7 protein-coding genes are annotated in these 7,318 nt (G+C 68.8%); 3 read left to right on the top strand and 4 right to left on the bottom strand.

The window, feature by feature from the left end; all coding sequences use genetic code 11:
• Positions 1-88: 88 nt before the first annotated feature.
• Complete coding sequence (grxD, locus tag HMPREF3114_RS11680) at positions 89-1,015, bottom strand: Grx4 family monothiol glutaredoxin (RefSeq protein WP_070489839.1); 927 nt, start codon at positions 1,013-1,015, stop codon at positions 89-91.
• Between the two features lie 59 nt (positions 1,016-1,074).
• Between grxD and HMPREF3114_RS11685 the strand changes: the two genes are divergently transcribed.
• Positions 1,075-1,854 carry a polysaccharide deacetylase family protein gene (locus HMPREF3114_RS11685; protein ID WP_070489840.1) on the top strand — a complete coding sequence of 260 codons (780 nt, stop codon included), beginning with the start codon at positions 1,075-1,077 and terminating at the stop codon, positions 1,852-1,854.
• Between the two features lie 124 nt (positions 1,855-1,978).
• On the opposite strand, the gene HMPREF3114_RS11690 is transcribed toward HMPREF3114_RS11685, so the two are convergent.
• From HMPREF3114_RS11690 to HMPREF3114_RS11700, 3 genes are read right to left on the bottom strand one after another with little or no spacing between them, the layout of a single operon-like run.
• Positions 1,979-2,698, bottom strand: coding sequence for a methyltransferase domain-containing protein (locus HMPREF3114_RS11690; RefSeq protein ID WP_053501002.1), 720 nt, complete (start codon positions 2,696-2,698; stop codon positions 1,979-1,981).
• 4 nt (positions 2,699-2,702) lie between these two features.
• Entirely contained in the window at positions 2,703-3,320 is a 618-nt protein-coding gene (locus tag HMPREF3114_RS11695; protein WP_005419202.1) for an SGNH/GDSL hydrolase family protein, read from the bottom strand.
• Positions 3,321-3,323: 3 nt separating this feature from the next.
• Positions 3,324-4,598: a pyridoxal phosphate-dependent aminotransferase gene (locus HMPREF3114_RS11700; RefSeq protein ID WP_053501004.1), complete on the bottom strand. Its 1,275-nt coding sequence runs from the start codon at positions 4,596-4,598 to the stop codon at positions 3,324-3,326.
• A 114-nt stretch (positions 4,599-4,712) separates the two neighbouring features.
• Here HMPREF3114_RS11700 and rsgA point away from each other — a divergent pair, with 114 nt between their 5' ends.
• Together rsgA and HMPREF3114_RS11710 are read left to right on the top strand one after the other, a co-directional pair.
• Positions 4,713-5,822, top strand: a complete 1,110-nt coding sequence (gene rsgA / locus HMPREF3114_RS11705; protein WP_070489841.1) for a ribosome small subunit-dependent GTPase A — start codon at positions 4,713-4,715, stop codon at positions 5,820-5,822.
• A 123-nt stretch (positions 5,823-5,945) separates the two neighbouring features.
• Positions 5,946-7,199, top strand: a complete 1,254-nt coding sequence (locus tag HMPREF3114_RS11710; RefSeq protein ID WP_053501008.1) for a flavohemoglobin expression-modulating QEGLA motif protein — start codon at positions 5,946-5,948, stop codon at positions 7,197-7,199.
• The last annotated feature ends 119 nt before the right edge of the window (positions 7,200-7,318 follow it).

Here is a 7,318-nt window from a genome sequence, read left to right on the forward strand (position 1 = left end):
CATAAACGACTTAATCCCCTCCGTCCCCTTTTTTTTTGGGGGCCAGATCCGCTTCCCGCAGGAAAGGGCGCTGACCCCGCGCCGTCAATCAGTACTTCGGCACGCCGTTGTCGACGTCTTCCGACCAGGCGTTGATGCCGCCGGTCACGTTGAACACCTTGGTGAAGCCCAGGGCGCGGAACTGCTCGGCGGCCTGCGCGCTGCGGCCACCGTGGTGGCACATGAAGGCCAGTGCGGTGTCCTTCGGCAGGACTTCCAGCGCGGCGCGGCCGTTGCCGTCGAAGGTCTTGAACGGTACGCCCACGGCGGCGATTTCACGTTCGTCGGCGGGGCGCACGTCGACCAGGGTGATGTTGCCGGCACGCACCAGGTCGTCGGCATCGCGCACGCTGATTTCCTGCACCGGCTTGGGCGCGTTCGGATTGTCGATGGCCAGGCCCTTGCCGCGGATGTCGTCCACCCAGTCGATGGTGATGCCGTTGGCGCGACGGGCGCTGGCCAGGTCGAACTGCACGCGCAGGCCATTGGACTCGGCAGCGATGGCGCCTTCGTCGTGCGGGGCCAGCTGGAAGTTCGGCTGGAAGCCGGCGTCGATGGTCAGCTGCAGGGCGGCGCCCGGGGCGTCGGCCAGCGCGCCCTTGAGCATTTCCACGGCCGCCGGGGTGACGGTGATGCTCGGCGGGGTACGGTCCGGTGCCGGCAGCCCCAGCACGCTGCTCAGCTCGCCGCTGGCGGCCATCTGCAGCACGATGTCGCTGCCGCCGACCAGTTCGCCGTCGATGTACAGCTGCGGGATGGTCGGCCAGTCGCCATAGGCCTTGATGCCTTCACGGATTTCCTGGTCGGCCAGCACGTTGACGTGGGCGAACTCGACGCCCAGGTCCTGCAGGGCGCCCACGGCCTTGGCCGAGAAACCGCACTGCGGCATCGACGGCTGGCCCTTCATGAACAGCACGACGCGGTTGGCGTTGAGGATGGATTCGATGCGCGAACGCAGGGCAGGATCGAGGGACATGGACGTCGGGGTTCCGGGAATTCGAACCATCAATTCTACCCCTCATGGCATCATGGGGGATGAGCAACGCAGGAACATTGCATCGCATCCCGACCCGGCCCTGGCGCTGGCTGCCCTGGCTGGTGGCGTCGCAGCTGCTGGTGATCCTGGTCTGGGCCCTGGCGGGCTGGCACTTGGGGCTGCCGCTGATGGTGGCCAGCCACGCACTGTTCATGGTGCCGGTGTTCCTGCCCAACAGTCGCTTCTATGCGCCGGTGCTGAGCCGGTTGCCGGATGTCGGCAACAGCGTCTGGTTGACCATTGATGACGGTCCTGGCCCGGAAACCCGTGCCGTGCTCGACCTGCTGGACCGCCACCAGGCCCATGCCACCTTTTTCCTGGTGGGCGAGCGCGCGCTGGCGCAGCCGGAGCTGGTGCAGGAGATCCTGCACCGCGGCCACGACCTGGGCAACCACAGCCACAGCCACCCGCAGGCGCGCTTCTGGCGGCTGGGCCCGGCGGCGATGCGCGCCGAGATCGAGGGTTGCCAGCACGCGCTGCAGGCGGTAAGCGGTCGCCCGGTGCGCTGGTACCGCTCGGTGGTGGGCATGACCAATCCGTTCGTGGCGCCGGTACTGCAGCGGCTGGGCCTGGTCCGGGTCGGCTGGAGCGCGCGCGGCTTCGACGGCATCGGTTGCACGACGCAGGGGGTGCTCGACCGCCTGCTGCCGGATCTGCGCCCGGGGGCCATCGTGCTGCTGCATGAGGGGGCCGCCCACGGCCACAACCTGGCGATCATCGAGGGCGTGCTGCAGGCACTGGACGAGCGCGGGCTGAAAGCGCGGCTGCCGGTCCCGTAACGCCGGCCCTGGTGATGTAGAGCAGCCGGGCATGGGCTCGGCTCTACAAGGGGGCGCTGCTGTAGCGCCCGAGCCGATGCTCGGGCGGCGGTGTGAAGCACCGGAAAAACGTCGCAGCGCAGCTCTACAGCGCGGGGCGTTCGGCCACCAGCAACCAGCTGTTGAATGGCGTGCGCCCATGCAGGGGACGCGGCGCCGTCACCTGCAATCCGGCCTCGGCCAGTGTCGCTTGCAGCACGTGCGGGTCGGGGTAGTGGCGCGGCCGCGTGCCCATCCAGCCGACCAGCCAGGCCAACCGGTCCGCCACCCGCGTGGTGCGGTCGCGACCATCGCCGGTGGCCAGCGGCGTGCGCAGCAGCAGACGGCCGCCGGCGGCCACCCGCGCGCTGGCCGCACGCAGCAATGCCAGTTGTGGGCCCGCGTCCAGGTACTGCAGCACATCCAGCAACAGGACGTGTCCAGGCTGCGCCGGCAGTGGCGCCTGCACGTCCAGGCAGTCGAAGCGCACAGCGTGCAGCCCGGCGGCGGCACGCTGGGCACGGATGATCTTGCCGGCATCCACGTCCACGCCGAGGTAGGGGTGGGTGCCGCTGCGCTGGCGCAGCACGTGGGCGAACAGGCCCAGCCCGCACCCCAGGTCCAGCAGGGGTTGCCCGTCGTCGGGCAGATGCTGCAGCACGCCGTCATACAGCGGGTCGCTGCCGAGCTTGCCGCGGGTGTAGTAGTAGTCGCGGCGGCTGCCCCAGGCCCGAGCCGGGCGGAACGCTTCGGCGATCGCGCGGGCCTGCGGGGCGGTCAGCGGTGTGCAGGGCAGGGGCGGGCCGTTCCGTGGCGTACCATCCATCGTGTCAGTCCGTGCCACCGAGCAGGTGTGCGGCGACCGGCAGCGCGCGCGCGCTCCACAGTGCGTACATCCGCGCCGACGGGTGCAGGCCGTCTTCGGCGATCATTGCCGGGTTGTCACCCTGGTCACGGCTGATGTCGGTGATGTCGACGAAGGCCACGTCCTGCTGGGTGCTGATCACCTCGGCCGCTGCGTTGAACTCGTCGGTCTCGATCTCGATGGTGGCCAGGTCGCGGCCGCTGCCGGCACCGAACGGCGTCGCGCCCCAGTCGGGGAAGGACAGCACCAGCACACGCCCGGGGCGGCCCCCGGCAAAGCCGATCGCCCGCTGAAGCAGGGCCTGGAACTGTACGCGGTACTCGTCCAGCGGACGGCCGCGGTACTGGTTGTTGACGCCGATCAGCAGGCTGACGAAATCGAACGGACCCTGGGGTGCGGCCGCATCGATGCCGGCGTCCAGCTCGTCGGTGGTCCAGCCGGTGGTGGCGATGGTCTGAGGGTCGGCCAGCGCCACATCCTGCGCACGCAGGGCGGCGGCCAGCTGGTGCGGCCAGCGGCCTTCGACGGCAACGGCTTCTCCGACGGTGTACGAGTCGCCCAGCGCCAGGTAGGAAAGCGCCACCGCTCAGGCCACCGAACGGCGCGGCTTCAGCGGCACGACCTTGGTCGCGTCCTCGGCACGCCGGGCCAGCACGCGGTCGATGCGGGCGAACACATCGCGCATTACCGAGGCTTCCGGCAACAGGGTCACGCGGAAATGATGGCGGTAGGGCACGTTGAAGCTGGAACCCGGTACCACCAGCACGCCTTCGGTGTTCATCAGGTCCAGCGCGAAGTTGTGGTCGTCAAAGCCCTTGGCAGCGGCACCGACCACGGCCGGGAACGCATACAGCGCACCGGCCGGCGCGACCAGCGACAGGTGCTCGCTGGCTTCGCAGGCGTCGATCACCGCACGGCGGGTTTCATACAGGCGGCCACCCGGGGTGCACAGTTCGGAGATGGTGTCCGGGCCGTTCACTGCGGCCTCGATGGCGTACTGGCCCGGTACATTGGCGCACAGGCGCAGCGCGCCCAGCAGGTCCAGCGCGGCGCGGAAGTCGCCCAGGCGCGCGTCGTCGCCGCTGAGGTGGGCCCAGCCCACGCGCCAGCCGCAGGCACGGTGCACCTTGCTCAGGCCGCTGAAGGTCAGGCACGGATGGTCGCCGGCCAGCGGCGCGACCGGCTGGAACACCGCATCGTCGTACAGGATCTGGTCGTAGATCTCATCGACCAGCAACAGCAGGTTGTGGCGTCGTGCGATCTCGACCACGCGCTCCAGCAGTTCACGCGGGTAGCTGGCGCCGCTGGGGTTGTTCGGGTTGATCAGCACGATGGCGCGGGTGCGTGACGACACCAGTGTCTCGATCTCGCTCGGGTCCGGCTGGAAGCCGTTTTCGGCGGCGCAGCGGTAGTACACCGGTCGGCCATCGTTGAGGATGGTGGAGGCCGACCACAGCGGGTAGTCCGGCGACGGCACCAGCACCTCATCGCCCGGATTGAGCAGTGCGCGCAGCGACAGGTCGATCAGCTCGCTGACACCGTTGCCGACGAACACGCGGTCCGGGTGTGCATCCGGTGCGCCGCGGCGGGCGTAGTAATCGGCGATGGCTTCACGCGCCACCGGCAGGCCCTGCTGGTGGGTGTACGGGTCGGTGCGGCCCATGTCGTCGGCGATCGCGCGCTGCAGGTGCTCGGGTGCGCGGAAACCGAAGTTGCCCGGGTTGCCGATGTTGAGCTTGATCAGCTTGCGGCCCTGCGCCTCCAGCTCCCGCGCTCGCCGGGCCAGTTCTCCGCGGATCTCGTAGCGCACTTCGGAAAGGCGCTCGCGGATGGCCAGGGGCTTGGGCGAAAGGGTGGACATGGGGGCTGGGCCGTCAAAAGGCATGGGGATTCCATCCTACCGGAATTGCTGCAGTGCATGGCAACGGCTCCGCGCCCGCCATTGCTGGGCTGGCCGGGGGCCGTCACAGGTAGAATGGCGGCGATGACCCAGACCCCCGATTTCATCGCCCTGCAGACCATCGGCTGGCCCTGGCCGGGCCCGGCGCAGCAGGCCGACTGGCAGGCCATGATGGCCGCGCACCCGCAGGCCCGCCCGGCGCGGGTGATCGAGCAGCACCGGACCCATTACGTGGTGGCCGATGGCCCGGATGCGGCGATCAAAGCGGAGTCACTGCCGGAATGGCAGCGCCCGCGCTTCCCCAGCCACGAGCGGCCTGCAGTGGGCGACTGGGTGCTGCTGGACGGCATCCGCATCGTTGCGCTGCTGCCGCGTCGCACCGCGATCAAGCGTGGCGCGGCGGGCGAGCACTACCACCAGCAGGTGATCGCAGCGAACATCGATACGGTGTTCATCGTTTGTGGCCTGGATGCCGATTTCAATCCGCGCCGCATCGAGCGCTACCTGCTGCTGGTCGGCGGTGGCGGCGCCGAACCGGTGGTGGTGCTGACCAAGGCCGACCAGACCGAATACAGCGAGGATGCGCTGGCGGTGCTGGAAGAACTGGAGATGCAGGGCATCGCGTTGCATGCGATCAACGGCCTGGATGCCGACAGTGTGGCGGTGCTGCAACCGTGGCTGGGCCCGGGCCGCACGGTGGTGCTGGTGGGCTCCTCCGGTGCCGGCAAATCCACGCTGACCAACACCCTGCTCGGCGAGCAGCGGATGAAGACCAACGCGGTGCGTGCCAACGATTCGCGCGGCCGCCACACCACCACCCATCGCGCGTTGATGCCGCTTCCGACCGGCGCCTGCCTGATCGACACCCCCGGCATGCGCGAGCTGAAACCGACCGGCGAAGAAACGTTGTCCGAAGGTGGCTTCGCCGACATCGAAGCGCTGGCCACGCAGTGCCGTTTCAACGACTGCAAGCACCAGCAGGAACCGGGCTGTGCTGTCCGCGCAGCGATCGACGCTGGCGAGATCGAAGAGAGCCGGCTGCTGAACTATTTCAAGCTGAAGGAAGAAGTGGCCGCCGCTGCCGCCAAGCTGGCGGTGCGCCAGGCCGAGACCGCGCAGGAACGTGGCGGCAAGAAGGGCAAGGGCCAGCAGTTCCGCCCGGCCGGAAAGCCGCGTAGGCGCTGACAGTGCAGCCGAGCGTGGGCTCGGCTCTACAAGAGATGCATCCCGGGACACCCTGTAGCGCCCGAGCCAACGCTCGGGCGGCGGCGCGCAGCGCCGGACATGGCAGGGCGCTATAGTCCGCGCATGGAACCGACCGCGACGCTGGACCGTGAGGTGGCCCACCATGCAGCGCTCGATGCGCGCCTGGTCGAGGCCGTGGGAGGCATCCGCCTGCTGGGGCTGACCAGCTGGCCTGCCACGCTGCAGGCCCCGTTCCTGGACAGCGTGGCACGTGGCCAGCCGGTGCTGCCGAAGGTGGATTACCCGAGGCTGGATTTCAGCGAGGAGCGCCGCGCATTGGCTGCGATCGCCGCCGACTGCGATGACAGCCATCCGCTGGGCCACTACGTGCGGCAGTCGGCACAGAGCTGGGACCTGGCCGCGCAGCTGCTTGAGGGGCTGGGCACTGCCGCCGTCGATACCTGTTCGGTGCAGCTGTTCGGCGCGCCCGAGCAGCCGTTGCCAGGCAATGGCCCGAGCACGCGCGAAGCGGCGCGTCACTTCATCCAGATTGCTGCCGAACTCGATCACGAACTGCTGGCGCCGGAAGAGCAGGTGCCGGTCTCGGCCATTGCCCTGCAGCTGCAGCTGCAGAATGACCTGGATGCGTTCTTCGAATCGCGCATCATCCAGGTGCAGCTCGATCCAGAGCTGGTGTCCAAGGCCGCTGCCGGACCGACCCGCATCCGCCTGCGCACCAGTGCGCGCTTCAGTGCCTACGACCGCGCGCAGCTGTTCCACCACGAAGCGCTGGTGCATTCGCTGACCGCCTTGAATGGCCGCGAACAACCGGTGCTGCCCAGCCTGGCGTTGTCCTCGCCGCGGGTGACGGCCACCCAGGAAGGGCTGGCGACGTTTGCCGAGCAGATCACCGGCAGCATCGACATCGAGCGCCTCAAGCGCATCAGCCTGCGCACTGAAGCGATCGCGATGGCCCGCGAAGGCGCCGACTTCATCGAGGTATTCCGCTACTTCTGCGACGCGGGGCAGAACGCCGAAGAGAGTTTCGCCTCGGCGCAGCGCGTATTCCGCGGCGTACCGCCCCGTGGTGGCCTGGCCTTCACCAAGGACACGGTGTACCTGCGCGGCCTGGTGTCGGTGCATACCTTCTTCCGCCACATGCTGGCCGAGGACCGCCTGCAGGTCTGCCGCTGGTTGTTCGCCGGCAAGATGAGCCTGGCCGATGCGATCGCGTTCGCACCGTTGTTCGAGGCGGGGGTGCTGAAGCCACCGCGCTGGCTGCCGCATTGGGTGAGCCGGGCGAATGGGCTGGCCGGCATGCTGGCGTTTTCGCTGTTCGCCAACCGGATACGGATGGACCAGCTGGCGCCGGAATGAAATGCGTTGGCGGGTCCTCCAGCGCCTGCCTGCTATCGGTGGGGAGGAGGCGGGGCACCCTGGCCAGGACACGCAAAAGCCCATCCATGGTGCTCGATGGCGCCATCCATGGCGCCAAC

Origin of the sequence: Stenotrophomonas sp. HMSC10F07, from assembly GCF_001807895.1 — a bacterium.
Taxonomy (GTDB): domain Bacteria; phylum Pseudomonadota; class Gammaproteobacteria; order Xanthomonadales; family Xanthomonadaceae; genus Stenotrophomonas; species Stenotrophomonas sepilia.